The following is a 25,829-nucleotide window of genomic DNA, read 5'->3' on the forward strand; positions in this document are numbered from 1 at the left end:
TGGGGCGTCTTGCGAATGTGGCGGTCGGCTCCAACGCGGTGTGCGTGTCTGGGCCACGTCAACCTGATCGCCCGCAGATTAAGCGGCGCATAATGCTGGAATCCATTTATCAGGATGACGGAGGTCGACGTGACTACCTTTGCTATTGACGCCGTTCGCATCAACCCGACGAGCGACCGGATCACGCACGTGCGTTGGGCTCCCGTCGACCCGTCGACGCGTGACTGGCTGTCCCCCACGGCGATTGTCGAAGTGCCCGAAGTCGTCGCCGCGATCCGTCGCGGAGATGCTGTTTGGTCCCTTTTTACGCTCGGCGGCACACGCTTTCTGGGGCCCAAAATCGTCTCTGTCTCGCACACGGACGGCCACGACGGGATTGACACCGACGTCCCCGGCGCCCACGTCGAAAAATGCATTGACGACCTGCCGCGCGTTTGATCGCTCCGCCTCGGCGCCATCGACGATCGTCCGCTGGAAAAACTACAATAGCGGTTTCTGCATGGCTTGAACCCAAGGCGCCGATTCGGCATCTCGGGTTCAAGCCGTCGGCTCGGCTCAAGCAATCTGCATGTCGATCTGCATAACAAGTGTTTCCCACCAGGCCAACCCAGCCCCAACCGAGAAAATCAATGGCCAACGAAAAATCAAAGCGCGCACGCCGCGCTGCCGAAAGCCTCTTCGGGGATTTGCCGACCAGCAGCAACACCACCGCCAGCCGGCCCTCGAATCCTTTCGACAACGACCCATTCGCCAGTCCCGCCAGCGTGACGCCGAGCGGGGACGAACTTGTCGTCCTGCCGGGCCAATTCGAACTACCGCCCGGCTATGCGGACGCGGCGGCCATGCGCGATGCGCTCGCGCGCACCTGGCGCATGGACTGGATCAAGGTAGGCAAAGGCGAATGCGTGGTCAGGCTGCCGGTTGGATGGCGCGCGGACAAATCGGTGGATGGTGTTTTGCGAATCGAATCCGCCGGCGTCGTTCGGGCGCAAGGCCGCATCGTGGAGGGCGCCGCATTGCAGATCCTTCCGCGCTACTACCTGAAGGCGGAATTCCATGAATCGAACGACCATTGCCGGATCGTCGTGCGGGATCGCGGCCGTAACAACAGCGTCCTGAAGGATTCGTTCTGGGACACGCGCAGCGGCCCGAACCATCCGCAATGGAAAATTCTGTCCGACTGGCTGGACAAGGAATATCCCGATCACCGCGATCCGCTTCGGTACTGGGACGATTGCGAAGACAATCGCCGCGGCGTTTGAGCGAGTGCCGAGCGGAACCATGTCCCACCTGAAATACCTGACCGGCTACTCGCCCACGCTTCAAGACAAAGTCAAACAGCTGATCGCCGACGACCAACTCGGCCAGTACCTCGCCACGCGCTATCCGAACACCCACGACGTGCAAACGGACCGGGCGCTGTACGCCTACTGCGCCGACCTGAAGCGCGAACACTTGCGCAGCGCGGACCAGATCGACAAGGTCGCCTACGACAGCAAACTCGACGTCGTGCGTCACGCACTCGGTCTGCACACCAGCATTTCCCGAGTGCAAGGCGGCAAGCTCAAGGCGAAGAAAGAAATCCGCATCGCGTCGCTGTTCAAAGCGGCCGCGCCGGAATTTCTGAAGATGATCGTGGTGCACGAACTCGCTCATCTGAAGGAAAGCGACCACAACAAGGCGTTTTACCGCCTCTGCGAGTTCATGCAACCGGGTTATCACCAGATCGAGTTCGATCTGCGTCTCTATCTGACGCAGCGTGAGTTGGCAAAAAAGCCCGTCTAACGATCAAGCCGCGATCGCCTCGACTTCGGAAGCTTTCAACAAAACCGGAATCGACTTCGACGTCGGCGTTCCCGCGCCGTCGGCAACAGACGACAGCGGCACGAGCGGATTCGTCTCCGGATAATAAGCGCCGAGACAGCCGCGCGGAATGTCGTACTCCACCAGCAGAAAACCATCCGCGTGACGCTCGATACCGTCGGCCCACACGCTCGTGATGTCCACGCGTTGTCCCGCCGCAAAACCGAGCATCGCGAGATCGTCCTTGTTGGCGAACAGCACGCGGCGCTGTCCGTACACGCCGCGATAACGGTCGTCGAGACCGTAAATCGTCGTGTTGTACTGATCGTGCGAGCGGGTCGTCATCAACGTCATTAGCCGCTCGCCATGCTCCTTGCGCGCCTGGTGGATCGGCGTCGCCATATCGATCGCGTGCACCAGAAACTGCGCCTTGCCGCTCGGTGTCTTCCAGATCCGTTCGCGCGACGCCACGCCGAGGTGGAAGCCGCCAGGATTTTTCAAGCGCTCGTTGTAGTCGGTGAATCCTTCGATCACTTGCGCGATGCCGTCGCGGATCAGCGAGTAGTCCGCGGCCTGCGCGAGCCAATCCACTTTCCCGCTGCCGAGCGTCGCATGCGCCATGCGCGCGACGATCGCGATTTCCGACAACAGATTCTCCGAGGCCGGTTTGTTCATGCCGTACGAGATATGCACCATGCTCATCGAGTCCTCGACGCTCACGCCTTGCGCCACACCGTTCTGCATGTCGATTTCGGTGCGGCCGAGCGTCGGCAGAATCAGCGCGTCGCGCCCATGCACGAGGTGGCTGCGGTTCAGCTTGGTCGTGATGTGCACGGTGAGATCGCACGAACGCATCGCTTCCCACGTGCGCGGCGTGTCGGGCGTCGCGATCGAGAAATTGCCGCCCAGACCAATGAACACCTTCACCTTGCCGTCGAGCATCGCCTGAATCGTATTGACGACGTCGAGTCCGTGCTCGCGCGGCGGCTCGAAATCGTAGACCTCGCCGAGGCGGTCGAGAAACGCCTCAGTCGGTCTTTCCTCGATGCCGACCGTGCGGTCGCCTTGCACGTTCGAATGGCCGCGCACCGGGCACAGGCCCGCGCCGCGCCGGCCGATATTGCCGCGCATCATCATCAGGTTCGACAGGATCTGCACCGTCGGCACTGAGTTCTTGTGCTGCGTAAGGCCCATGCCCCACGTCGAAATCACGGCGCGACCCTTCACGTAGATGTCGGCGAGTTGCAGCACGTCTTCGAACGGCACGCCGGCTTCAGCGACGATCGTGTCCCAGTTCTCGGCGCGCAAGTCATCGGCGAACGCGTCGAAGCCGACGGTATGTTCGGCGATGAACGCGACATCCAGAACGCGCTCCAGGCCCGACGCCAAGGCTTCGTCGTCGAGTTCGATCACGCGCTTGGCGACGCCCTTGATCAGCGCGAAATCGCCACCGACTTTCGGGCGAATGAACACGGAGCTGATCTTCGTGCTGCCCATCGTCAGCATTTCCACCGGATGCTGCGGGCTCGCAAAGCGTTCGAGCCCGCGCTCCTTCAGCGGATTGATCGACACGATGGTCGCGCCGCGCTTGGCGCACTCGCGCAGTTCGCCGAGCATCCGCGGATGGTTGGTGGCCGGATTCTGGCCGAAGATCAGCAGCGTGTCGGCGTGTTCGAAGTCGTCGAGCGTGACTGTGCCTTTGCCGATGCCGACCGTGTGCGGCAAGCCGCGGCTGGTCGCCTCGTGGCACATGTTCGAGCAGTCGGGGAAGTTGTTGGTGCCGTACATGCGCACGAACAACTGGTACAGGAACGCGGCTTCGTTGCTCGCGCGGCCCGAGGTGTAGAAGGCGGCGCGGTCCGGATTGTCAAGGCGCTTCAGGTGGTCGGCGATCAGGTCGAACGCTTCGTCCCAGCCGATCGGCACGTAGCGGTCGCTCACGGCGTCGTAGACGAGCGGGTCGGTCAGGCGGCCGTGCTGTTCGAGTTCGAAGTCCGACTGCGTCATCAATTCGGCGATCGTATGTTTTTCGAAGAACGCCGGCGTCACGCGTTTGCTGGTTGCCTCGGCGGCCACGGCCTTCACGCCGTTTTCGCAGAACTCGAAGGTGGACGCATGCTCGCGATCCGGCCACGCGCAGCCGGGGCAGTCGAAGCCGTCCGGTTGATTCTGCTTGAACAGCATGCGGTAGTCGCCGCCCGTCACCTTCTCCTTGATCAGGTTGATGGCGACGTATTTGAGCGCGCCCCAGCCAGCGGCGGGGTGCGTATAGGGTTCGATGCGAGCTTCGGGTTTCTTCATGATGGTGCCGCCGGATCGGGCTTGGACGTGGCTGTTGAGCCGATAAGTGCAAGCCTACTGTGTTCCAAAAATGGTGCAGCATACAGAAAATTGGAAAGGAAAGGGATACAGTTGACGGGTTTTGTCATAGACTGGCGCTTCAGCTTAGGCTCCCGTGTGACTCAAGTCCTTGAAACTTTACGAAAAACTCGCCGATGAAATGACCGAAGCCGTGCGCCGTGGTGTGTTCGCGGCGGGCGAGCGGATTCCGTCGGTGCGGCAGGCGAGCCAGCAACACGGCGTAAGTATCAAGACGGTGTTGCACGCGTACGCGTTGCTGGAAAGCCGTGGGATTGTCGAAACGCGCCCGCAGTCGGGCTATTTCGTGCGCGATGCGGCGGCGCGGGCGCTCGCACTCGACGAGTTGCGGCCCGGCCGTCCGCATATCCCGCATATGCCGCCAACGCCGCCGGTGGCTGCCGCCGTGGACGTGAGCCGCCTCGTGCTGTCGACTTTGCGCAGCATCCGCGCTCACGACGCCGTGCCGTTCGGCTCGCCGTATCCGGATCCGTCGTTGTTCCCGTGGCGGCGCATCAACCAGTACGCGAACGCGATCGCGCGACGTCACGCGAGCTGGAATCTGATCGACGACCTGCCGCCCGGCAACCCCGAACTGATCCGGCAGATCGCCCGGCGTTATGCCGAGAACGGCGTGCCGGTCGATCCGGACGAAATCGTCATCACGCTCGGCGCGACGGAAGCGATCAACCTGAGCCTGCAGGCGGTCGCCAAACCCGGCGACACGGTGGCCGTCGAGTCGCCGACCTACTACGCAATGCTGCACGCCATCGAACGTCTGGGCATGCGCGCGATCGAGGTGGCGACGCATCCGGTGCACGGTATCGATATCGAGGCGTTGGCTCAGGTGATTGGGGAACAGAAGGTCGCGGCATGTATGGTGATGCCGAACTTTCAGAACCCGCTCGGTTTCCAGATGCCCGACGCGCGCAAACGGCAACTAGTCGAACTGCTCGCGGCGCACGAGATCCCCGTGATCGAGAACGACGTCTATCAGGAACTGTACTTCGGCGAGACGCGGCCATCGACGTTGAAGAACTTCGACACCAAAGGGCTGGTGCTGCACTGCGCGTCGTTTTCAAAGAGTTTGACCGCGTCGTACCGGATCGGCTGGGCGCTGCCGGGACGCTATCGCGCGCAGGTCGAGAAGCTGAAGTTTCTCAATACGCTGACCACGCCGTCGGTGCCGCAAGTCGCGGTCGCCGATTATTTGCGGCTGGACGGCTACGATCGGCATCTGCGGCACGTGCGCAAGGTGTATCGGCAGCAGGCCAGCATCATGACGGCGATGGTGCAGCGGTTTTTTCCGGCCGGCACGCGCATGTCGACGCCTCAGGGCGGCTACGTGCTGTGGGTCGAACTGCCCGAGCGCGTCGATTCGATGCGGCTCTACCAGGCGGCGCTCGCGCGCAGCATCACGGTCGGGCCGGGCATGATGTTTTCAATGCGCGACGATTTTCGCCACTTCATCCGGCTCAACTACAGCTATCCGTGGACCGCGCAGACCGAAGCGGCTTTGAAGACGCTCGGCGAACTGGTCACGCGGATGGCATAAAAATGGAGGAGACATTGACATGGAAGACGACGAACTCGATCCGGTGCTGGCGGCCATCCTGACGCAGTTGTGGCGCGCGCATCGGGAAACGCCGGGCGGCGCGTGGTCGCTCGCCAAACTGTCGAAGCAGGCGGGCGTGCCGATGAGCGGCTTGCGGCGTCAGTTGACGGCGCTCGTCGACGGCGGCCTGGTGGACACCACCTTCAACGAGGAAGGCACGGGCGCGGCGCGCCTGAGCGAACTGGGCCAAAGTCTGTGCGGCGAGTTGTTCGGTGACGGTAACGGCGACGGCGAGCCGCCCGACGAGGATCAGGCGGACGGGTCGCCGAAACTTCACTGAATCGCGTGGCGCGCAGCGCGAGCCGCGTGCGCGGCTCGCCTGAGCATGGCTTAAAGCTGGCTCATCCCGCCATCGGCGATGATTTCCGTGCCGACGATAAACGCCGACTCCGGCGCGGACAGATGCAGCACGGTCGAGGCGATTTCTTCCGGCGTGCCGAAGCGGCCGACCGGCACCTGGCCGAGAATCTGCGCGGCGGTGGCTTCGAGCGCGGCGGCGTCGAGGCCGAGCTTGCCGTACAGCGGCGTTTGCACCGGGCCGGGGCTGACCACGTTGACGCGCACGCCTTGCGGCAGCAGTTCCGACGAGAGCGTCTTCGCCAGCGAAATCACCGCGGCCTTGCTCGCCGCATACACGGATGACGCCGGCATGCCGATATGCGCATTGATCGACCCGTTGATCACGATCGACGCGCCGCGATTGAGCAACGGCAGCAGTGCCTGAATCTGGAAGTAGGCGCCCTTGACGTTGGTGTTGAACATCGCGTCCCAGAAGGCTTCGTCTACATCCGGAAACGCTGCGAATTTCGCCATGCCGGCGTTGACGAACACCGCGTCGAGCCGGATACCGGCGGCGCTGATCGCAGCCGCCAGTTCACGCGCCGACGCTACCGAGCCGGCGTCGTTGCGCACCGCGACGGCATTCGCGCCGAGCGCCTTTCTTGCCGTTTCGAGTGCGTCGGCATCGCGGCCGGTGATGACCACACGGGCGCCTTCACTGGCGAATGCCTGGGCGGCCGCGAAGCCGATGCCGCTGCTGCCGCCGGTGACGAGAACCGACTTACCTTGGAAGCGAGTCATTTTGAATCTCCGAAAGAGTGTTGCGGGTTGGTGAGAGTGATAATGCGCCTGTGCGGAGCGCTTGCCGTACCACTATTCCGATGCACTCGTTCGAAATCATCGAACATGTTTCATGCTACCCAGAATACTGGATTCGTTATGGGTGAGATAACGAATAATAATTTTTCCGCGGAAATTGGCCTTCGAATATGGCCCCCTATGCTGGAGCCTTGCCCGGGTTATCCCGAGCGCTGGGGCAGGCACCTTCAACCATCTTCGGAGAATCCATGAAAACAACGCTGGCGCGAGCGCTGCATCAATCACTGCGCATCAAAACTGTCCGAACCGTTCTCGCCGCGACGCTCGGCGCGACCTTGGCATTCAGTGCCGCAGGGGCGGCCGCGGCCACCACGCAGCCAATCGGCATCGCCTTCGTCTACCTCGGCAATCCGGGCGACGCCGGCTGGACCTACGCGCACGAACAGGGCGTGAAGGCGCTCGAGGCGAAATTCGGCGACAAGATCAAGGTGACGCGCGTGGAGAACGTGCCGGAGTCGGCCGATTCGGAGCGCGTGTTCCGCGATCTGGCGTCGAAGGGCAACAAGATCGTGGTGGGTTCGAGCTTCGGCTTTCAGGATTTCGAGCTGAAGGTCGCCAAGGACTTCCCCGATGCCGTGTTCGAACACGCTACCGGCTACAAGAAGGCCGCCAACTTCGCGACTTATGACGTGCGCACCTATCAGAGCGCTTACCTGGCGGGCCTGGTCGCGGGTTATACGACCAAGTCGAACACGCTCGGCTTCGTCGGCTCGGTGCCGGTGCCGGAAGTGGTGCGCAACATCAACGCGTTCACGATGGGCGCTCGCTCGGTCAATCCGAATGCGCGCGTGAAGGTGGTATGGATCAATAGCTGGTTCGATCCGGGCCGCGAAAAGCAGGCCGCCGAAACGCTGATCGGCCAAGGCGCCGACGTGCTGATCCAGAACACCGATTCGACGGCCACGATGCAGACCGCCGAGCAGAAGAAAGTGCATGCGTTCGGCTGGGATTCGGATATGAAGAAGTTCGGGCCGAATGCGCAACTCGGCGCCTGCGTGAGCAACTGGGGTGTGTACTACACGCATCTGGTGGATCAGGTGATGGCGGGCACATGGAACAATTCGCCGGTGTGGTGGGGGCTGAAAGAGAAAGCGATCGATCTCGCCGACATCAACACCGACGCCGTTTCGCCGGCCGCGCAAAAGGCCTTGAGCCAGAAGCGCGATGACATCATCTCCGGCAAGTTCAATCCGTTTGCCGGTCCGATCATGGATCAATCCGGTGCGGTGAAGGTCGCTGCCGGCAAGTCGCTGAGCGATCCGGAACTGCTGCGTTTGAACTGGTTCGTGCAGGGCGTGGACGGCTCGCTGCCGAAGTAAAAATTTGCTTCGCTAATCTAACTATTATTCAGGGAGATCGCCCGTGAGTCTGACGGTTTCGACGGCGGCCGCCGCAACGGCCGCCAACTATCCGCCGCAGGGTTTGACGCCCACGCACGAGCAGATCGTGCGGCATCTGCGGCATTCGAGCCGGGTGGCCGAACGGGCGACGCTGCTGGGACATCATCCGTTCGGTGCGGTGCTGGTCGGACCCGACCAGGAGACGGTGCTGATGGAGCAGGGCAACGTCGACACGGTGAATCACGCCGAGTCGGTGCTGGCGCGCGTGGCGGCGTTGAACTTCACGCCTGAGTATTTGTGGAGTTGCACGCTGTACACGTCGGTCGAACCCTGCTGCATGTGTGCCGGGACGTTGTATTGGGCCAACATCGGCCGGGTCGTGTTCGGCATGACCGAGAAGCGCTTGCTGGAAGCGACCGGCGATCACGCCGAGAATCCGACCATGAGCGTGGACTGCCGGTACGTGTTCCATCACTGCCAGAAACCGGTCGAGGTGATCGGGCCGGTGCCCGAAGTGGAAGCCGAGGTCATGGCGGTGCAGCGCGGATTCTGGAACAGCCGCTAGCTGTGCTTGGTGCGCTTGCGCGAGAGAAACGCGACGCTGCATCCGTGTTTGCGCGCCCGGCACCGTTGCGCCGGCATGCGCGACGGACTGGTCATTGCGCGGCGTCCGCCTGCATTTCCGCCGGCGCCAGCATTGCGACGCCGCAGAACCAGTCGCGGCCGTGCGGCTGATGTTTCCACTGGCCGCTGGTTTCCTTGAGCACGGTGGAACACTGCTCGTTCACCACGATCCCAGGATTCGCCGCCGTGCACTGACGCATCGCCACCTCGGTGGGTTGCGCGGGCGCCATGAGCGGCCTGCGGCGCGTGTCCGGTTCATAAGGCGTGGAGGATGGCGGCGGCGTTGCGGTTTGCATCCCGTCGATCAGCGTTCGTAGTTCCTCGATACGCGTCGCGTACCACGTCCCCAGACACACCGCATCGCGGCAGTTCGCTTCACGCCACGCCCACTTGCTGTCGCTGTCGGTGAGAAAGGCGCGCCGGTCGCTGACTTGCCGGCGCGCTTTCCAGTACAGATGCCCCAGCGTGTCGTCGAGCTTCGACAGCGCGGGGTCGTTGCAAATCATCTTCTCGGTTAGCGAGCGTCCGCGGTTGCAGTCGAAGCTGGTGGCGTGGGCGACTGGATGCGCGAGCATCAGCGCGGCGATCAGAAGTGGGCGGATGAGGGTCATGGCGGTCCCGGCAGTGCATGGCTTTTTCATGCAATGGATGATCGACCGAGTTGCCAGAACACGGAGGCCCGAAAAACGCGTGACTTCGGGTGGGTCGTTACCAGATATTGCCTCACGGGGGCGGCGGGGATCGACGCGGGCGGATGACCTAACGATTTCGGACGTCTGCCGGGCAATTCGCTCGTGAGCGGACGCATCGCTCGGCAATACAGGGCAAGGCGGCGTTCCGTCCGGGGACCACAAGCACTCACCACACCAGCGGGACCGGCCGGCAGGTCACACGCGGACTCCCGGCAAGCCGCCGCGAAGCGTCCCGACATAATTTGGGGTCCGCCTGTGCAACAGGCGCCGGAACAACCGCGCCCGCGCTGCGTCCGTGCGGCCCGCGCCAAGGCGCCGTCACCCGTTCCAGCAAGGCCTTTGCGTCATTTCTTCGGCCCCTTAACCGGCCCCATTCGCCAAGCCGTCTCCCATCCGCGACGAATTAAATTCGCCGGCCTCGCGTAAACCCCGGTGTGCCGCGTACACTAAGTTGCCGATGTCGGGTTAGGGGGCGCACATATGACTTGCGAAGCGACATCAGAAAACAAGCTGGAAGCAGCGCCTGAAGGCCGCTATGGATCGAATCTCGCCGAGGCCGTGATGGCGTCGGAGCGTACGGTGTTGCGGTTGATCACCCGCAACACGCCGCTGCCGGAATTGCTCGACGAAGTATGCCGCCGCGCGGAAGCGCTGCTGGGGGAAGGCGCGTCCTGTTCGATCCTGTTGCTCGATCCGGACGGCGTGCACGCCAGAGTGGGCGGCGCGCCGTCGCTGCCGGCGCATTTCAGCGCCGCGATCGACGGCGCGGCGATCGGTTCACGGGCCGGCTCGTGCGGCACCGCGATGTACGAGCGGCGCCTCGTCGTCGTCGAGGATATCGAAACCGATCCGCTGTGGGCCGACTTCCGGCACCTCGCGTTGCCGCTCGGTCTGCGGGCCTGCTGGTCGGTGCCCTTTGAAAACGATTCCGGCGTGGTGCTCGGCGCCTTCGCGGTCTACTACCGCGCGCCGCGCCGTCCGAGCGCCGGCGAAGAAGCGATGCTGCGCGACATCGGCCACAGCGTCGGTCTCGCCGTGCATCAGGACACCATGGTCCAGCGCCTCGCGCACAGCGAGGAGCATCACCGGCTGGTGGTCGATCATCTGATCGAAGGGATCGTCGTGCAGTCGCGTGACGGCATCGTGCTTGCCTGCAATCCGAGCGCGCAGCGCATTTTGCGCACGACCCCGCAGATCGTCGGCCGCAGTATACATACGGTGATGGTGCGCGCCTATCACGAGGACGGCTCGCTCGTCGCCGAGACGGCCCGCCCGACCGCCCAGGTGCTGAGCACCGGCAAACCCGTGCTCGGCGTCACGATCGGCGTGGAACTGATCGGCGGCGACATCGTCTGGATCACCGAAAACGTCGTGCCGATCATCAAGCCGGGCGAGAGCGAACCGGGTTCGGTGCTGATTTCGTTTACCGACATTGGACCAGTGCGCGAGGCGCAGCGCCAACTCAAGTTCCTCGCCACCCGCGATTCCCTCACCGGCCTCTACAACCGCGCCTATCTCACCGAGCGGATGCGCGACCTGTTCACGCCGGACATGTCGTCCGGCATGGGTGAACTGGCGAGCGTCGCCGTGCTGTTCGTCGACCTGGACGGCTTCAAGAAGGTCAACGACACGGCGGGCCACGAGGCCGGCGACACCCTGCTCTGCAGCGTGGCGGAGCGACTCTCGGCGTGCATCTCGCCCGAGGACACGCTCGCGCGCGTGGGCGGCGACGAATTCGTGATCGTGGTCAGCGCGTATGAAAACACCGCGCGTCTGATCGGCCTCGCGCGCCGCATTCTCGACATGATCGCGGTGCCGTTCGCGGTGGCGGACAACGAGTACTACCTGGGCGCGTCGATCGGCATCAGCCGTTTTCCGGAAGACGGCCAGGACGTCGCCACGCTCATGCGCAACGCCGATTCGGCGATGTACCACGCCAAGCAGCGCGGCCGCAACAACTTCCAGTTCTTTACCGCCGAGCTGAATCAGCATCTGCAACGCCGTTTCACGATCGAGCAGTCGCTGCGGCGCGCGCTCGCCGCCAACGAACTGAGCCTCGTGTACCAGCCGATCGTCGACAGCCATGACGGCCGTACGATCGGGGCGGAGGCGCTCCTGCGCTGGTACAACAGCGAACTGGGCAACGTGTCGCCGGGGGAATTCATCCCCGTGGCCGAAGATGCCGGGCTGATCGTCGAGATTGGCGACTTCGTGCTGGCGCGGGCCTGCGAGCAGGTGGCGCAGTGGCGGCGCACGCTGGCACCGGAGCTGATCGTCGCGGTGAACCTGTCGCCGCGGCAGTTCAACGACGGCCTGGTGGAGCGGATCGAACGGTGTCTGGCGCAGTCGGGGCTCGAGCCGACGGCGCTGGAGCTGGAGATCACCGAACGGCTGCTGATGAGCGACAGCGAAACCGTCCTGCCGATGCTGAGCGCGCTGAATGCCATGGGCGTGCGCATTTCCGTCGACGATTTTGGCACCGGCTATTCGTCGCTGTCGTATCTGAAGCGCTTCCCGCTGCATAACCTGAAAATCGATCGCTCGTTCGTCGCGGGTCTGCCGGATCATCGCGACTCGATTGCGATTACCCAGGCCGTGGTGGCGATGGCGCACTCGCTCGGCATGAACGTCACCGCCGAAGGGGTGGAAACCGCCGAACAGGCGGCGTTCCTGCGCGCGATCGACTGCGACAAGCAGCAGGGCTATCTGTACAGCCGTCCGGTCGGGGCCAGTGCGTATGCCCGCGGTTTGTGGGACGCGCAGCTCAACGTGGCCGACGCCTCCTGAATGTGCCTGCCGCTCCGCACGCGAGCCCGGAAGCCTTGCCGGGCTTGCGAATGCGGGCTTGAACGGCGCGTGCCGCGCACATGCTGACGGGATTGTTCGGTTTGCCGGACAAGTGACTTCGCGTTCGCGGTATTTATCCGCGAGGCCGGTCTCCCTAAAATCCTCCCATCGAAAAGTAAATTGAGCGCGATGTCGAAGCGACATCGTGCGATGGGAGTTGTCATGCCAGATTTAATCAGAGACCAGCTCTACCGGCCGTCGGTGGTCTTACCGATGGTCGCCCTCATGCAGGTGATGGTGTCGCAGGACTTCAACCTCGGCCAGGTCGGCTGGGTGATGGCGTCCCGCGGCGCGCAGGCCGCGCTGCAGCGTTCGCGCGAGCTGATCTGCGCCGTGCATTGCCACGCCTGAGTCCAACGGACGGAAAACAGCAGTCATCCGCAACAATCCGCGGCAGTAGTGAGCGGCGCAGCATGGTGATTCCAGGGCCGAAGGGTAAGATGCTACGACCAGCAGCCCAGCCTCGGGAGAGTTGCCATGCCACAGCACTTCGACGCAGTTGTGATCGGTACGGGACAGGGCGGCTCACCGCTCGCCGTGCGTCTCGGTCAAAGCGGCCGCAAAACGGCGGTCATCGAACGGGCTGCCTTTGGCGGCACCTGCGTGAACGTCGGCTGCACGCCGACCAAATCCTATGTAGCGAGCGCCCGCGCCGCGCATGTCGCGCGTCATGCCGCGGAATTCGGCGTGCAGGTGGGCGGCGCGATTAACGTCGATCTGGCCGCGGTCAAGGCGCGCAAGGACAAGATCATCGGGCAGTCGCGCGACGGCGTTGAGAAATGGCTGCGCGGCACCCAGAACGTGAGCGTGTTCAACGGCCACGCGCGTTTTACAGGACCGCATGCCCTCGCTATCAGCGGCCCGGACGGCAATCTGCTCGACGAAATCAGCGCCGACGAAATCTTCATCAACACGGGCACGCGCGCGGTCGTGCCGCCGCTCGCCGGGCTCGAGCGGATTCGCTACTACACCAATTCCAACCTGCTCGACCTGACGGAATTGCCGAGTCATCTGGTGATTGTCGGCGCGAGTTATATCGCGCTCGAATTCGCGCAGATCTTTCGCCGCTTCGGCAGCCAGGTGACCGTGCTGGTGCGCGGTGAACGCCTGCTTACGCGTGAGGACGCCGATTTCGCCGATTCCGTGCAGAAGGTGCTCGCGCGCGAGGGCGTGGAGTTTCGCTTCAATGTGCAGCCTTCGCGGGTCGAGCCACATCCGCATCGCGAGAACGAAGCGTGCATCGGCTTCGAGCAGAACATTCCCGCGCTCGAAGCGTCGCACCTGCTGTTCGCGACCGGCCGTGAGCCGAATACCGACGACCTCGGCCTTGCCGCCGCCGGCATCACGCTGGACAAGCACGGCACGATTCCCGTCGACGGCCAGTTGCGCACCAGCGTGCCGGGCATCTGGGCGATCGGCGACGTCAACGGACGCGGCGCCTTCACTCACACCTCTTACGACGACTATCAGATCGTCGCGGCCAATCTGCTCGACGGCGGCGCGCGCAGCGTCGATACGCGGATCATGGCGTATGCCGTGTTCGTCGACCCGCCGCTCGCGCGCGTCGGTGCCTCGGAGGCCGAGGTGCGCAAATCGGGCCGCGACGCGCTGATCGCCACCATGCCGATGACGCGCGTGGGCCGCGCGCGCGAACGCGGCGAGACCGACGGCTTCATGAAGGTGATGGTCGACAAGGAGAGCAAGCGGATTCTCGGGGCGGCGATTCACGGTATCGAAGGCGACGAGGCGATTCACACGTTCATCGATATCATGACGGCGGGCGCGCCGTATCCGACCTTGCAGTACGCGATGCATATTCACCCGACCATCAGCGAACTGGTGCCGACCTTGCTCGATGGACTCAAGCCGATGAAGTGAGCGGCGCACGCGAACGGAGTACGTACGATGAAGCGCGCAATCCGAAGCGGCAATCTGTTCGACCACCACGCATCCGCGGACGCGGACGAGCAGATCGACGCGCTGGTCGAGCAGGGCGGCGTAAGCATCGAGCGGATCGTCTCCATGGGTCACGCCAGCCCGCCGGGCTTCTGGTACGACAGTCCGCGCGCCGAGTGGGTCGTGCTGCTGAGTGGCGCGGCGGCGCTCGAATTCGAAGGCGAGGCCGAGCCTCACCAGATGAAGGCCGGCGATCACGTGCTGATCGACGTGCATTGCCGGCATCGCGTGGCATGGACGAGCGATCAGGAGCCCAGCGTGTGGCTCGCCGTCTACTACCCGGACGACGCTTCAACCTGAACGCGGCAATCTGCCGATCGATCAGACGCATCGACAAAGCGTTGGGCCATCGCGGATAATCGGCAACGGCGTAGGTCGTCCGCGGAACGCGGGCGAACGGTGCGCGCAACCGCATTCATCATCAGGAATTCAACCGATGGGCAAGGGACGTGTCGAAGCCTTCAGCGATGGCGTGATCGCCATCATCATCACGATCATGGTGCTCGAGTTGAAGGTGCCGGAAGGCTTCGATCTCGCCGCGCTGCGGCCGGTGCTCCCCGTGTTCTGCGCATACGTGCTGAGCTTTATCTACGTCGGCATCTACTGGAACAATCATCATCACATGTTCCATGCCGTGCAGAAGGTCAACGGCGCGGTATTGTGGGCCAACCTCCACCTGCTGTTCTGGCTGTCGCTGTTGCCGGCCGTCACGCATTGGGCCGGCGAGAACCATCTGGCTTCCTGGCCGACCGCGATGTACGGCGTGGTGCTGTTCATGTCGTCGATCGCGTACTTCATTCTGATGGGCGTGCTGATCCGCGAGCACGGCAAGGACTCGACGCTTGCCAGGGCGGTCGGCAGCGACATCAAGGGCAAGGTTTCGGTCGTGATCTATCTGACGGGCATTGCGCTGGCGTTTGTCGTGCCGTGGGTTTCGGCTGCGCTTTATACGCTCGCTGCCGCGTGGTGGCTCGTGCCGGACCGGCGCATCGAACACGTGCTGGAATCATAAGCGCGCTGCTCGCGCTCAAGCTTGTGCTGGTGCCGGCGTTTCTCGCCGCACTGACCGTGGCGGGACGCGTGTGGGGGCCGTCGGTGGCGGGGTGGCTCGCGGGGCTGCCGGTGGTCGCCGGGCCGATCGTGTTGCTGCTCGCGTTGGAGCGCGGGCCGTCGTTCGCGGCGCAGGCGTCGGCGGCTTCGATCGCGGCGATTGCCGCGTCGGAAACCTTCAACTTTGCGTATGCGTGGACCTGCCGGCATGTCGCGTGGCCGCTCGCGTCGATGGCGGGCATGGTGGGCTGGGTTGGCGTGGCAATGGTGCTCACGCAGATTCCCGCCGGACTTGCATGGGCGATCGCGGCGGCGTGCGTGGCGGTGGCGGTGTCGCAAAGCGGCTTGCCGCGCGTGACCGGTCACGTGCCGGCGGCGCGCCTCGGACTCGGCGATCTCGTCGTGCGCATGCTCGCCGGCGCGTTGCTGACGGTCGCGGTGACTACGCTGTCCGCGTCGATGGGCGCGACGTGGAGCGGACTGCTGTCGGTCTTTCCGTTGCTCGGCATCGTGCTCGCGGTCTCGGCGCAGCGCGCGCACGGCGCGGACTTCGTCGCCTTGCTGATGCGCGGCATGGTGATCGGCCGCGCCTCGTTCGCGGCGTTCTTTGCCGTGACGGCGACGATGCTGCCGCGGTGCGGCGTGTGGCTCAGCTTTGCGTGCGCGTCGGTGGCTTCGGTGATCGTGCAGGGCGCGACTAAACGGATGCTCGGCGCGAAACGGCCGGTTCAGGCTGTGTCGCGTGAACTCGCGGAGCGGCAGTCGGCGGATTGAGCGGGGTGAGTTTGAAGTGCTTATTGCGGCTCATTGCGGTTCGCAGCGTGTCGACGCCATTGGCTGCGGCACGAAGCGGCTGAAGTGGCTCAAGCACCTCAATGCGACGCATCGTGTTGCGAGAGACTCGAAACGCGGAGATGCCCACTCAGCGAAACCACCGCGCACGCAGTCCGCTCATTTGCCCGATACTTCCAACATGACTTCGCGCCCTCGACAACCCACACGCACACGAATCGGCCTGATCTCCGACACGCACAACCTCGTGCGCCCGGAGGCGTTGCACTATCTGGCCGGTTGCGACGCGATCATCCACGCGGGCGATATCTGCAACGAAGCCGTACTCGATGCACTCACGCAGATCGCGCCGGTCACAGCGGTGCGCGGCAACAACGACACCGGCGACTGGGCGGCGTCATTGCCGACGCACACCACGCTAATCATGCAGCAAGTGACGATTCTCGTCGTGCACGATATTGCCGACGTGGTCGCCGATCCGCGCAGCCACGGCATCAACGTGGTGGTAACCGGCCATTCGCACAAACCATTGATCAGCGAACGCGACGGCGTGCTGTTCGTCAATCCAGGCAGCGCCGGACCACGCCGTTTCAAGCTGCCGATTTCAGCCGGGATACTGGTCGTCGAAGGCGCGCACGCAAGCGCGAGCTTCGATTCGCTGGTGCCATAAAAAACGGGCCGGCAAAAAATTGCCGACCCGTTCTCAGACTGCTCGCGGACTGGCCGCGTCAACCGTCAGACAACCCACGCTCAGGCACGCGCCGTCGCGGCTGCCGCAAAGCGTTCGTCCATCTCTTCGGCTTCACGCTCACCGCGCAACACCGCATGCGCTTCCGCACGCGTCGCCACGCACGGGCCCGAGCCGAGCAGCGGCTTGCGGGCGGTTTCGCGCAGCGCCATCACCGAGACGATACCGATCAGCGACGCGCCCATCAGGTAGTACGCGGGCATCATCAGATTACCGGTGCTGTTCACCAGCCATGCGGTCACGAGCGGCGTCGTACCACCGAACAGCGACACCGAAACATTGAAGCCGATCGCCAGCGCGCCGTAGCGGATTTTGGTCGGGAACAGCGCCGGCAGCGCCGACGGCATCACACCGGTAAAGCACGACAGCAGCACGCCGAGAATCATCAGGCCGCCGAACACCGGCAGCACCGTGCCCATGCGGATCAGCAGCAGGGCGGGAATCGACAGCGCGAACAGGCCCACGCAACCGAACAGCATCACCGGCTTGCGGCCGATCGTGTCGGACAGACGGCCGGCGGCGAGCGTCATCGGCATCATCAGCACCATGACCAGCAGCACGAGGAACAGGCCGTGCGTCTCGTTGAAGTGCAGCGTGGCCGACAGATAGCTCGGCAGATACGAGAGCGCCATGTAGTCGGTGACGTTGAAGATCAGCACGAGGCCGACGCACAGCAGCAGCGGCTTCCATTGCTGCGTGAGCAACTGACCGAGCGACTGCTTCGGCACCGCCTTGTCTTCCGCTTCACGTTGCTCGGCCTGCTTCTTGAACGCGGGCGTTTCTTCGAGCTTCATGCGGATGTACAGACCCACCAGACCCAGCGGCCCGGCGATCAGGAACGGCACACGCCAGCCCCACGAGAGCAGCGCGTCGTTCGAGAGAGTCGCGGTCAGCACGGCAACGGTGCCCGCGCCGAGCACGTAGCCGATCAGCGTGCCGAACTCGAGGAAGCTGCCCATGAAGCCGCGGCGCTTGTCCGTCGAGAATTCGGCGATGAAGGTGGCCGCGCCGCCGTACTCGCCGCCGGTCGAGAAACCTTGCACCAGACGCGCAACCAGCAGCAGCACCGGCGCGAAAATGCCGATCGTCGTGTAGCTGGGGATCAGACCGATCGCGAAGGTGCCGAGCGCCATCATGATCATGGTCATGGCGAGCACACGCTGCCGGCCGATGCGGTCGCCGAGCGGCCCGAACACCATGCCGCCCACCGGCCGCACGAGGAACGCCGCGGCGAACGTGCCGAACGTGGCGATCAACTGCGCAGCCGGACTGGCCGACGGGAAGAACACTTTGCCGAGCGTGACTGCGATGTAGCTGTACACGCCGAAATCGAACCATTCCATGGCGTTGCCGAGCGCCATGGCGCCGACGGCCCGCTTGAGGAGAGATTTGTCGACGACGGTGATGTCGTCCAGAGAGAGGCGTTGTTCTTCTTTGTGGTGTCGCCAGAAGCCGTTGCTGGAAGCGGTCAAGGTGAAAACTCCAATGACTGCGACGAAACTCATGATGCGCATGAACGTTCCGCCACGGTTGCTGGGAAGTGCAGTTTCGCGAGCAAGGCGAAAGCATCTCCGTCGCCGTTGAAGGGCGATGGAGCGGGGCGCGATAGAAAACACAACGCCCGTGCCTCGCGAGACAGGTCGCGAAAGAACACTCGTCTAGATTGTGCTGACGTTGCACCTGCGTGGCCGTGGAAGGGGGGCAGGTGCATGAGGACGCTGGGTGGCTGAAAGCTGGCCCAAGCGCCGCTGGAAGGCTTGAAACGAAAAAGGCCGGTGCTTTATTCGCCGCTCACGTGTGACGCGAAACGGGGAAACGACCGACAAGCCTTCTTGTATAAAAACTGTTCAATTCGGGATGGCACACGCACTGCGCGCCAGATTGAAGAGAACGTGAATGAAGGTGAAATGCTGTTGGAACGAGGCATATGATAGCACGATAACAGAGGATCGTGCAAACCCAGTGTCCGCCAGGGGCCTTGGCGGGCACGCTCAATCCCTTGCCGGGCGGGGGATCGAGCGGATCCTGGCGGTCTGAAAAAGGGGCTTAAAACGACGCGCAAATGTACCGTTTGGGGAATTTTCACGGCGAGGTTGAAGCAGCGATCTGGCGGTCTCGATTCGGCGAATCCGGCGGCGCGTGCGGACGAAAAAAATCCGCGCACGCGGCGCGGATTTCGGTCATGCAGCTCAAAAGCGCGAAAGCCTTTACTCAGCCGACGGCGGCACATAACCCTGCGCCGTATCCGCGCCTTCGCCGAAGAAGAACTTTTCGGTCTGCTTCATCAGGTATTGGCGCGCGCGCGGATCAGCCATGTTCAGGCGGTTTTCGTTGATCAGCATGGTTTGCTGCTTCAACCAGGCCTGCCAGGCTTCCTTCGAAATACTTTCGTAGATCCGCTTGCCGAGTTCGCCGGGCAGCGGCGGGAAATCGAGGCCTTCGGCTTCTTTGCCGAGCTTCGCGCATTGAACCATACGAGACATGCTGTGCTTCTCCTAGAATCGGTGTGGGGGCGGACAGTCGCTATATATAGGGCCGCTCAGAGCTGTTTCATCAGCACGAGCGACTTGCGCTGCCAGTTATAGAGTCTGCGGCGGTCTTCCGGCAGGTCGTCGACCGTGACCTTGACGAAGCCGCGCTTGAGGAACCAGTGTTCGGTACGCGTGGTGAGCACGAAAATGCGCGTCAGGCCGCGCGCCCGCGCGCGCTGCTCGATGCGCTTCAACAGCCGTTCGCCGTCGCCGGTGCCTTGCGCTTCGGGCGCGACCGTCAGGCAGGCCATTTCGCCGATGCGCTCCTGCGTGTACGGATACAGCGCCGCGCAGCCGAACAGCACGCCATCGTGCTCGATCACCGAGAAATGATCGATGTCGCGTTCGATCTGGTGACGCCCGCGCCGCACCAGCGTGCCGTCCGATTCGAGCGGCTCGATCAGCGCGAGAATGCCGCCGACGTCGTCCGGCGTGGCTTCGCGCAGGCTTTCGAGGTTCTCGTACGAGATCATCGTGCCCACGCCGTCGTGCAGGAACAGTTCGAGCAGCAGGCTGCCGTCGAGCGCGTAGGGGATGATGTGCGCCCGCGCCACGCCGCCACGGCAGGCGCGAATCGAGTGCTTCAGATAGAAGCCCGCGTCGCCGGTGACTTCACCGCTTTCGTGCAGTTTGTAGGCGTCGTCGAGCGACAGTTCGCGCACCAGTTCGGGGCCTTCTTCGCCGGCTTGCATCAGCCCCGGCGTTTCGGTCAGGAACACGATCTTGTCGGCGCGCAGCGCGATCGCCGCGGCGGACGCCACGTCTTCCATGGCCAGATTGAAGGCTTCTCCGGTGGGCGAGAAGCCGAGCGGCGAGAGCAGCACCAGCTTGCGGCTCGCGAGCGAGTGGCGGATCGAGTCGGCGTCGATCTTGCGCACCACGCCCGTGTGCGCGAAATCGACCCCGTCGAGAATGCCGACCGGCCGCGCCGTCACGAAGTTGCCCGACACCACGCTGATGTGCGCGTGCGCCATTGGCGTATTCGGCAAACCCTGGCTGATCGCGGCCTCGATATCCAGACGCACTTCGCCGGCCGCCTCTTTCGCGGATTCGAGCGCGCGCGCGTCCGTAATGCGCATGCCGTGCGAAAACTCGGACTCGACGCCGTGCAGGCTCATCTGTTCTTCGACCTGCGGGCGCGAGCCGTGCACCAGCACGATCTGGATGCCCATGGCCTGCAGCAGCGCGATATCGGACACGAGCGCGTTCAGGAGCCCCTGATGCACCACCTCGCCGCCGAACCCGACGACGAACGTCTTGTTACGGAACGCATGGATGTAAGGGGCGACTGAGCGCATCCAGTCGACGAATTGCGCGTGCTGGGCGAGATCTTCCGTTGCGCCGGCGGGGGCCGGAGCGCTCGCGGGCGCGGGGACGAGGTCGGTTTGGGAATTCATGCCGGGGATTATAATGCGCCCCCATGTCGAATGTACCCAAAAGTCCCGCTGCGGCGAACGAGAATCCGGCGCCGGCCGCCGATCAACCGAAGGCCGGCGACGCGAAGCGCCGCGATGCGCAGGACGCCGAACGCAACACGCCGCACACGGCGCGCGAGCCGCGGCGCGCCGCGGAAAATGCGCAAGCGCACGAGCATGATTCGGACCGCGACGTGCGCGGTCCTGGAAAAGACGCGGCGCCGAAACACGCTGCAAGCGATGAATCGCGGCGGGCGTCCGAGCGTGCGCAGTCGCCGGCGCAGAAAAATAATCCGAGCCGCGAGGCGCACCGCCGGGGAAGCGGCGAGGAAGCGAAGCACGCCGGAAGCGGCGGGTCGCAGGCGCCGCGCGGCAAGGAAGCTGGGCGTTCCGGCCAGCACCTGAATCGTGGACAGAATGCGCCGCAGGACGGGCAGTTGCAGCGTGGCGGCGAGCGTGGTGCCCAGCCCGCGGACTCGCTGGGCGAGAAGCAACGGGAAGAGGGCGGTCGTGCCGATCGACCGCGCCACGCTTCTGGAGAAAGCGGAGAGCCGCGGCGCCACACGGCGTCGCAAAGCGGACAGCAACCGCGTCAGTCGGGCGCGCAAGGCGGACAGCAGCCGCGTCATACATCCGGGCCAGGTGGGACATCGCGCCGCGAGTCGGGCGGCGCACCCATGCAAAAATCACCGGCGACAAACGACGCCGAGCGCAGCGCCAACCGCCGCGAAGCGGAGCAGCCACGTGAGCCACGCGCGCCACGCGCACCGCGTGTCGTCGAGCCCAACCCGATTCCGCCGATTACCTACCCCGAAGCGCTGCCGGTTTCCGGCCGTCGCGAGGAAATCGCCAAAGCCATCGCCGGGAATCAGGTCGTGATCGTCTGCGGCGAAACCGGCTCCGGTAAAACCACCCAACTGCCGAAAATCTGTCTCGAACTTGGACGCGGGCTCGGTGCGGGCGGCTCCGGTCTGATCGGCCACACGCAGCCACGCCGGATCGCCGCGTCGGCGACCGGCCGCCGCATCGCCGAAGAACTCGGTACGCCGTTCGGCGAAGTGGTCGGCTACAAAGTGCGCTTCACCGACAATCTGTCGCCGGGCGCCTCGGTCAAGTTGATGACAGACGGCATTCTGCTCGCCGAAACGCAAACCGATCCGCTGCTGAAGGCGTACGACACGCTGATCATCGACGAGGCGCACGAGCGCAGCCTGAACATCGATTTTCTGCTCGGCTATCTGAAGGAAATCCTCGTCAAGCGTCCCGATCTGAAACTGATCGTGACTTCGGCGACGATCGACGCGGACCGTTTCGCGCGCCACTTCGGCAGCGAAGAAAAGCCCGCTCCGGTGATCGAGGTGAGCGGGCGGCTGTATCCGGTCGAGGTGCGCTATCGCCCGGTCGCGGAAGACAGTCCGGCCGTGAAGGCCGCGCAAGGTGATGCGCCTGCTGCGCAACGCGGCGGCGACCGGCCGAAAACCCAGCGCGAAACCGATCGCGATCTGATGGACGCGATCGTCGATGCCGTCGACGAACTGTGCCGCGAAGGCCCGGGCGATGTGCTGGTGTTCCTGCCCGGCGAGCGCGAAATCCGCGACGCAGCGGAGGCGCTGCGCAAGCATCATCCGCCGCATACGGAAATTCTGCCGCTGTTCGCGCGGCTTTCCGCAGCCGAACAGGAGCGTGTATTCCGCACCTCGAACGCGCGCCGCATCGTGCTGGCCACCAACGTCGCCGAAACCTCGCTGACGGTGCCGGGCATTCGCTATGTGGTCGATACCGGCCTAGCGCGCGTGAAGCGCTACTCGTATCGCAACAAGGTCGAGCAGTTGCAGGTGGAATCGATTTCGCAGGCCGCCGCCAATCAGCGGGCCGGGCGTTGCGGTCGCGTGGCCGATGGCATTTGCATTCGTCTCTACGAGGAAAGCGACTATCAGGGCCGCGTGCGCTTCACTGATCCGGAGATTTTGCGTTCGTCGCTGGCGTCGGTGATTCTGCGCATGAAGTCGTTGCATCTGACGGCGATCGAGACGTTCCCGTTCATCGAGCCGCCGCCGGGCCGCGCCATCGCCGACGGCTATCAGCTGCTTAACGAACTCGGCGCCGTCGACGACGACAACCAGCTCACGCCGCTCGGCCGCGAACTCGCGCGCCTGCCGCTCGACCCGCGCGTCGGCCGGATGATTCTGGCCGCGCGCGACCAGCAGGCATTGAAGGAAGTGCTAATCATCGCGAGCGCGTTGTCCGTGCAGGATCCGCGCGACCGGCCGATCGAAGCGCAGGAGCAGGCCGATCAGGCGCATCGCCGTTTCGCCGACGAGCGCTCCGAATTTTTGCAATGGCTGAAAATCTGGAGCTGGTTCGAAGAAGCGATCGCGCACAAGAAGTCGAACAAGCAACTGCACGAAGAGTGCCGCAAGAACTTCCTGTCGCAACTGCGCCTGCGCGAATGGCGCGACGTGCATTCGCAACTGCTGACGGTGGTGCGCGAGCACGGCTGGCGTCTGAACGAAGCGGAAGCGACTTTCGAGCAGATCCATCTCGCGCTGCTGACGGGCCTGCTCGGCAACATCGGCCTCAAAGCCGACGACGAACCGTATTACCTCGGCGCACGCGGCATCAAGTTCTATCTGTGGCCGGGCTCGGCGCTGGTGAAGAAAGCCGGCAAGTGGGCGATGGCCGCCGAACTGGTCGAGACGAGCCGGCTGTACGCGCGCTGCATCGCGAAGATCGAGCCGGAGTGGATCGAGAAGATCGGCGCGCATCTGTTAAAGAAGTCGCTCTCGGAGCCGCATTGGGAGAAGCGCGCGGCGCAGGTCTCGGCGTTCGAACGCGCGGTGCTGTACGGCCTGCCGATCTATCGCCGGCGGCGCGTGAGCTTTGGCAAACAGGACCCGGAGCGCGCCCGCGAACTGTTCATTCGCGGCGCGCTGGTGGAGGGCGAGTTCGACACGAAGCTTGCGTTCTTCGCGCACAACCGCAAACTGCTCGCCGATATCGAGCAGCTCGAACACAAGTCGCGCCGCCAGGACGTGCTGGTGGACGACGAGTTGATCTTCGCCTACTACGATCAGGCGCTACCGAAGGGCATTTACACCGGCGCGTCGTTCGAGCGCTGGTATCGCGACGAGGTGAAAAAGAGCGGTCTGCCGGAGGACAAGCTACGCCTCTTGTATCTGTCGCGTGACGACTTGATGCGGCACGAAGCCGCCGGCGTGACCACCGACCTGTTCCCGAAGCGCATGACGATGGCGGGCGTCGAGATGGCGCTCACCTATCATTTCGAGCCGGGTTCGCCGCGTGACGGCGTGACGCTCGCCGTGCCGCTGTATGCACTGAATCAGGTCGACGCGCGGCGCTGCGAATGGCTCGTGCCCGGCATGCTGAAAGAGAAGACGCAACTGCTGCTGAAGTCCTTGCCGCAGAAGCTGCGTCGTCATTGCGTGCCGCTGCCCGAGTACGCGGCGGGTTTCGTCGACCGGCACGGCGGTCCGCGCTTCGGTGCGGGCGGTTTGCTCGAGTCGTTGATCGCCGATGTTCGCGAGCAGACGCAAGTCGCGATGAAGCAGTCGGACTTCAAACTCGAGACCTTGCCGCCGCATCTGTTCATGAACTTCAAGGTCGTCGACGAGCATGGTCGTCAGCTCGCGATGGGCCGCAACATGTCGCAACTGCGCGCCGAACTCGGCGGCCAGGCGCAGCAGCATTTTCAGAAGATCGCATCGAGCGCGGCCGGGGTGGCGTTGGCGGACGCGGGCGGCGGCGGTGTCGCGACGCCGTCGCAAGCATCCGGTGGTGCGGCCGGCGCGGGTGCGCAGCGAGGCAAGGGCGGTGCTGCCGTGTCAAGCCCGCAGACCGCGCCGCAAGCCGGCGCGCAGGGTACCGCCTTGTATGAAAAGCTGACGACATGGAATTTCGGCAAGCTTCCCGAGTTGCTCGAAATCCGTCGCGGCGGGCAGACGCTGTTCGGTTATCCGGCGCTGGTGGATCGCGGCACGCATTGCGACGTCGAAGTGTTCGATTCGCCCGACGAAGCCGCGCGGATTCATCGCGCGGGATTGCGTCGACTGTTCGCGTTGCAGTTGAAGGAGCCGATCAAGTATCTGGAAAAGAATCTGCCGGGTTTGCGCGAAATGGCGATGCAGTTCATGCCGCGCGGCACGCAGGAAGAGTTGCGAGATCAACTGATCGACACCGCGTTGGACCGCGCCTGCCTGCAAGATCCGTTGCCCGATGACGACGTCAGTTTCCACACGCGCCGCGACGAAGGCCGCAGCCGCCTGACCTTGCTCGCTCAGGAAATTGCCCGGCTGGTCGGACAGATTCTGAGCGAATACGCGACCGTGGCGAAGAAGCTGGTGCAGGCAAGGTCGTTCACGGCGGCGCATGCCGATTTGCAGAACCAGCTCGACGGACTGATCGGCAAGCGCTTCGTGGTCGACACGCCGTACGCGCAACTGGCGCATTTCCCGCGCTATCTGAAGGGGATCGCGCTACGCATCGACAAGCTGAAGGCGGACCCCGCGCGCGACGCGCGGCAGTTCGCCGAATTCCAGCCGCTGCTGCAGAACTACCAGCGCGCGGTGGCGCAACGCGGCGGCGTGCTGGATCCGCGCCTGTCGGAGTTCCGCTGGTTGCTGGAAGAGTTACGGATCTCGCTGTTTGCGCAGGAGTTGCGTACGCCGATGCCGATTTCGGTGAAGCGGCTGTATAAGGTATGGGAGTCGATGCAGCGCTGATCGGGGCGAGCAGGGGACGCCTCGCGCGGGTCGGTTCGGCAACAGATCGGCGTGATAGGCCCACGGCCTTTCGCGGCGAGATAAAAGGGCGCGCGCCGCCATGCCTTGTGGGCGTGGCGGCGCGGGCAAAAACGGGCGCGGGGCTTGGGTCTAGCCCGCGC

General features: G+C 64.0%; 22 protein-coding genes. 15 read left to right on the plus strand and 7 right to left on the minus strand.

The window, feature by feature from the left end; all coding sequences use genetic code 11:
- Nucleotides 1-129: 129 nt before the first annotated feature.
- From B0G73_RS07350 to B0G73_RS07360, 3 genes are all read left to right on the plus strand, one after another.
- On the plus strand, nucleotides 130-438 hold the full coding sequence (locus B0G73_RS07350) for a hypothetical protein (RefSeq protein ID WP_106279757.1): 309 nt from the start codon (nucleotides 130-132) through the stop codon (nucleotides 436-438).
- 191 nt (nucleotides 439-629) lie between these two features.
- Nucleotides 630-1,262, plus strand: coding sequence for a hypothetical protein (locus B0G73_RS07355; protein ID WP_106279361.1), 633 nt, complete (start codon nucleotides 630-632; stop codon nucleotides 1,260-1,262).
- 19 nt (nucleotides 1,263-1,281) lie between these two features.
- Complete coding sequence (locus tag B0G73_RS07360) at nucleotides 1,282-1,785, plus strand: M48 family metallopeptidase (protein WP_106279363.1); 504 nt, start codon at nucleotides 1,282-1,284, stop codon at nucleotides 1,783-1,785.
- Nucleotides 1,786-1,788: 3 nt separating this feature from the next.
- On the opposite strand, the gene B0G73_RS07365 is transcribed toward B0G73_RS07360, so the two are convergent.
- The gene (locus tag B0G73_RS07365; protein ID WP_106279364.1) at nucleotides 1,789-4,104 is read right to left on the minus strand and encodes an FdhF/YdeP family oxidoreductase; all 2,316 of its coding nucleotides are present in this window, start codon (nucleotides 4,102-4,104) and stop codon (nucleotides 1,789-1,791) included.
- A gap of 169 nt (nucleotides 4,105-4,273) precedes the next feature.
- On the opposite strand from B0G73_RS07365, the gene B0G73_RS07370 reads away from it, so the two are divergent.
- Together B0G73_RS07370 and B0G73_RS07375 are read left to right on the plus strand one after the other, a co-directional pair.
- Nucleotides 4,274-5,716 (plus strand): PLP-dependent aminotransferase family protein, encoded by a 1,443-nt coding sequence (locus tag B0G73_RS07370; RefSeq protein ID WP_106279366.1) that lies wholly within the window; start codon nucleotides 4,274-4,276, stop codon nucleotides 5,714-5,716.
- A gap of 19 nt (nucleotides 5,717-5,735) precedes the next feature.
- Complete coding sequence (locus tag B0G73_RS07375) at nucleotides 5,736-6,056, plus strand: helix-turn-helix domain-containing protein (protein ID WP_106279368.1); 321 nt, start codon at nucleotides 5,736-5,738, stop codon at nucleotides 6,054-6,056.
- Between the two features lie 50 nt (nucleotides 6,057-6,106).
- On the opposite strand, the gene B0G73_RS07380 is transcribed toward B0G73_RS07375, so the two are convergent.
- A complete protein-coding gene (locus B0G73_RS07380; protein WP_106279370.1) occupies nucleotides 6,107-6,856 on the minus strand; it encodes an SDR family oxidoreductase in 750 nt (249 codons plus the stop codon).
- A 266-nt stretch (nucleotides 6,857-7,122) separates the two neighbouring features.
- Between B0G73_RS07380 and B0G73_RS07385 the strand changes: the two genes are divergently transcribed.
- On the plus strand, nucleotides 7,123-8,253 hold the full coding sequence (locus B0G73_RS07385) for a BMP family ABC transporter substrate-binding protein (RefSeq protein ID WP_106279372.1): 1,131 nt from the start codon (nucleotides 7,123-7,125) through the stop codon (nucleotides 8,251-8,253).
- Nucleotides 8,254-8,296: 43 nt separating this feature from the next.
- Nucleotides 8,297-8,839 carry a nucleoside deaminase gene (locus B0G73_RS07390; protein WP_181196508.1) on the plus strand — a complete coding sequence of 181 codons (543 nt, stop codon included), beginning with the start codon at nucleotides 8,297-8,299 and terminating at the stop codon, nucleotides 8,837-8,839.
- Between the two features lie 91 nt (nucleotides 8,840-8,930).
- On the opposite strand, the gene B0G73_RS07395 is transcribed toward B0G73_RS07390, so the two are convergent.
- Complete coding sequence (locus B0G73_RS07395; RefSeq protein ID WP_106279374.1) at nucleotides 8,931-9,509, minus strand: lysozyme inhibitor LprI family protein; 579 nt, start codon at nucleotides 9,507-9,509, stop codon at nucleotides 8,931-8,933.
- A gap of 561 nt (nucleotides 9,510-10,070) precedes the next feature.
- Between B0G73_RS07395 and B0G73_RS07400 the strand changes: the two genes are divergently transcribed.
- The 7 genes from B0G73_RS07400 to B0G73_RS07430 all read left to right on the plus strand — a co-directional run bounded on the left by B0G73_RS07400 (nucleotide 10,071) and on the right by B0G73_RS07430 (nucleotide 16,905).
- Nucleotides 10,071-12,377: a bifunctional diguanylate cyclase/phosphodiesterase gene (locus tag B0G73_RS07400; RefSeq protein ID WP_106279376.1), complete on the plus strand. Its 2,307-nt coding sequence runs from the start codon at nucleotides 10,071-10,073 to the stop codon at nucleotides 12,375-12,377.
- Nucleotides 12,378-12,599: 222 nt separating this feature from the next.
- Nucleotides 12,600-12,788 carry a hypothetical protein gene (locus B0G73_RS07405; protein ID WP_106279765.1) on the plus strand — a complete coding sequence of 63 codons (189 nt, stop codon included), beginning with the start codon at nucleotides 12,600-12,602 and terminating at the stop codon, nucleotides 12,786-12,788.
- A 126-nt stretch (nucleotides 12,789-12,914) separates the two neighbouring features.
- Complete coding sequence (locus tag B0G73_RS07410; protein ID WP_106279378.1) at nucleotides 12,915-14,315, plus strand: FAD-containing oxidoreductase; 1,401 nt, start codon at nucleotides 12,915-12,917, stop codon at nucleotides 14,313-14,315.
- A gap of 27 nt (nucleotides 14,316-14,342) precedes the next feature.
- Nucleotides 14,343-14,693, plus strand: a complete 351-nt coding sequence (locus B0G73_RS07415; RefSeq protein ID WP_106279380.1) for a cupin domain-containing protein — start codon at nucleotides 14,343-14,345, stop codon at nucleotides 14,691-14,693.
- Nucleotides 14,694-14,829: 136 nt separating this feature from the next.
- Nucleotides 14,830-15,405 carry a TMEM175 family protein gene (locus B0G73_RS07420; RefSeq protein ID WP_106279382.1) on the plus strand — a complete coding sequence of 192 codons (576 nt, stop codon included), beginning with the start codon at nucleotides 14,830-14,832 and terminating at the stop codon, nucleotides 15,403-15,405.
- A 5-nt stretch (nucleotides 15,406-15,410) separates the two neighbouring features.
- Nucleotides 15,411-16,217, plus strand: a complete 807-nt coding sequence (locus tag B0G73_RS07425) for a hypothetical protein (RefSeq protein WP_106279767.1) — start codon at nucleotides 15,411-15,413, stop codon at nucleotides 16,215-16,217.
- A 199-nt stretch (nucleotides 16,218-16,416) separates the two neighbouring features.
- Entirely contained in the window at nucleotides 16,417-16,905 is a 489-nt protein-coding gene (locus tag B0G73_RS07430; RefSeq protein ID WP_106279769.1) for a metallophosphoesterase family protein, read from the plus strand.
- An 80-nt stretch (nucleotides 16,906-16,985) separates the two neighbouring features.
- Here B0G73_RS07430 and proP read toward each other — a convergent pair whose 3' ends face one another.
- From proP to B0G73_RS41140, 4 genes are all read right to left on the minus strand, one after another.
- A complete protein-coding gene (gene proP / locus B0G73_RS07435) occupies nucleotides 16,986-18,488 on the minus strand; it encodes a glycine betaine/L-proline transporter ProP (RefSeq protein ID WP_258193235.1) in 1,503 nt (500 codons plus the stop codon).
- Nucleotides 18,489-19,190: 702 nt separating this feature from the next.
- The gene (locus B0G73_RS07440) at nucleotides 19,191-19,466 is read right to left on the minus strand and encodes an oxidative damage protection protein (RefSeq protein ID WP_106279384.1); all 276 of its coding nucleotides are present in this window, start codon (nucleotides 19,464-19,466) and stop codon (nucleotides 19,191-19,193) included.
- A gap of 56 nt (nucleotides 19,467-19,522) precedes the next feature.
- Nucleotides 19,523-20,911, minus strand: a complete 1,389-nt coding sequence (gene argA / locus B0G73_RS07445) for an amino-acid N-acetyltransferase (protein ID WP_106279386.1) — start codon at nucleotides 20,909-20,911, stop codon at nucleotides 19,523-19,525.
- A gap of 8 nt (nucleotides 20,912-20,919) precedes the next feature.
- Nucleotides 20,920-21,558 carry a hypothetical protein gene (locus tag B0G73_RS41140; RefSeq protein WP_258193216.1) on the minus strand — a complete coding sequence of 213 codons (639 nt, stop codon included), beginning with the start codon at nucleotides 21,556-21,558 and terminating at the stop codon, nucleotides 20,920-20,922.
- Nucleotides 21,559-21,606: 48 nt separating this feature from the next.
- Between B0G73_RS41140 and hrpA the strand changes: the two genes are divergently transcribed.
- Nucleotides 21,607-25,668, plus strand: coding sequence for an ATP-dependent RNA helicase HrpA (hrpA, locus tag B0G73_RS07450; RefSeq protein ID WP_258193217.1), 4,062 nt, complete (start codon nucleotides 21,607-21,609; stop codon nucleotides 25,666-25,668).
- Nucleotides 25,669-25,829: the final 161 nt, after the last annotated feature.

The organism is Paraburkholderia sp. BL25I1N1, assembly GCF_003002025.1.
Lineage (GTDB): Bacteria > Pseudomonadota > Gammaproteobacteria > Burkholderiales > Burkholderiaceae > Paraburkholderia.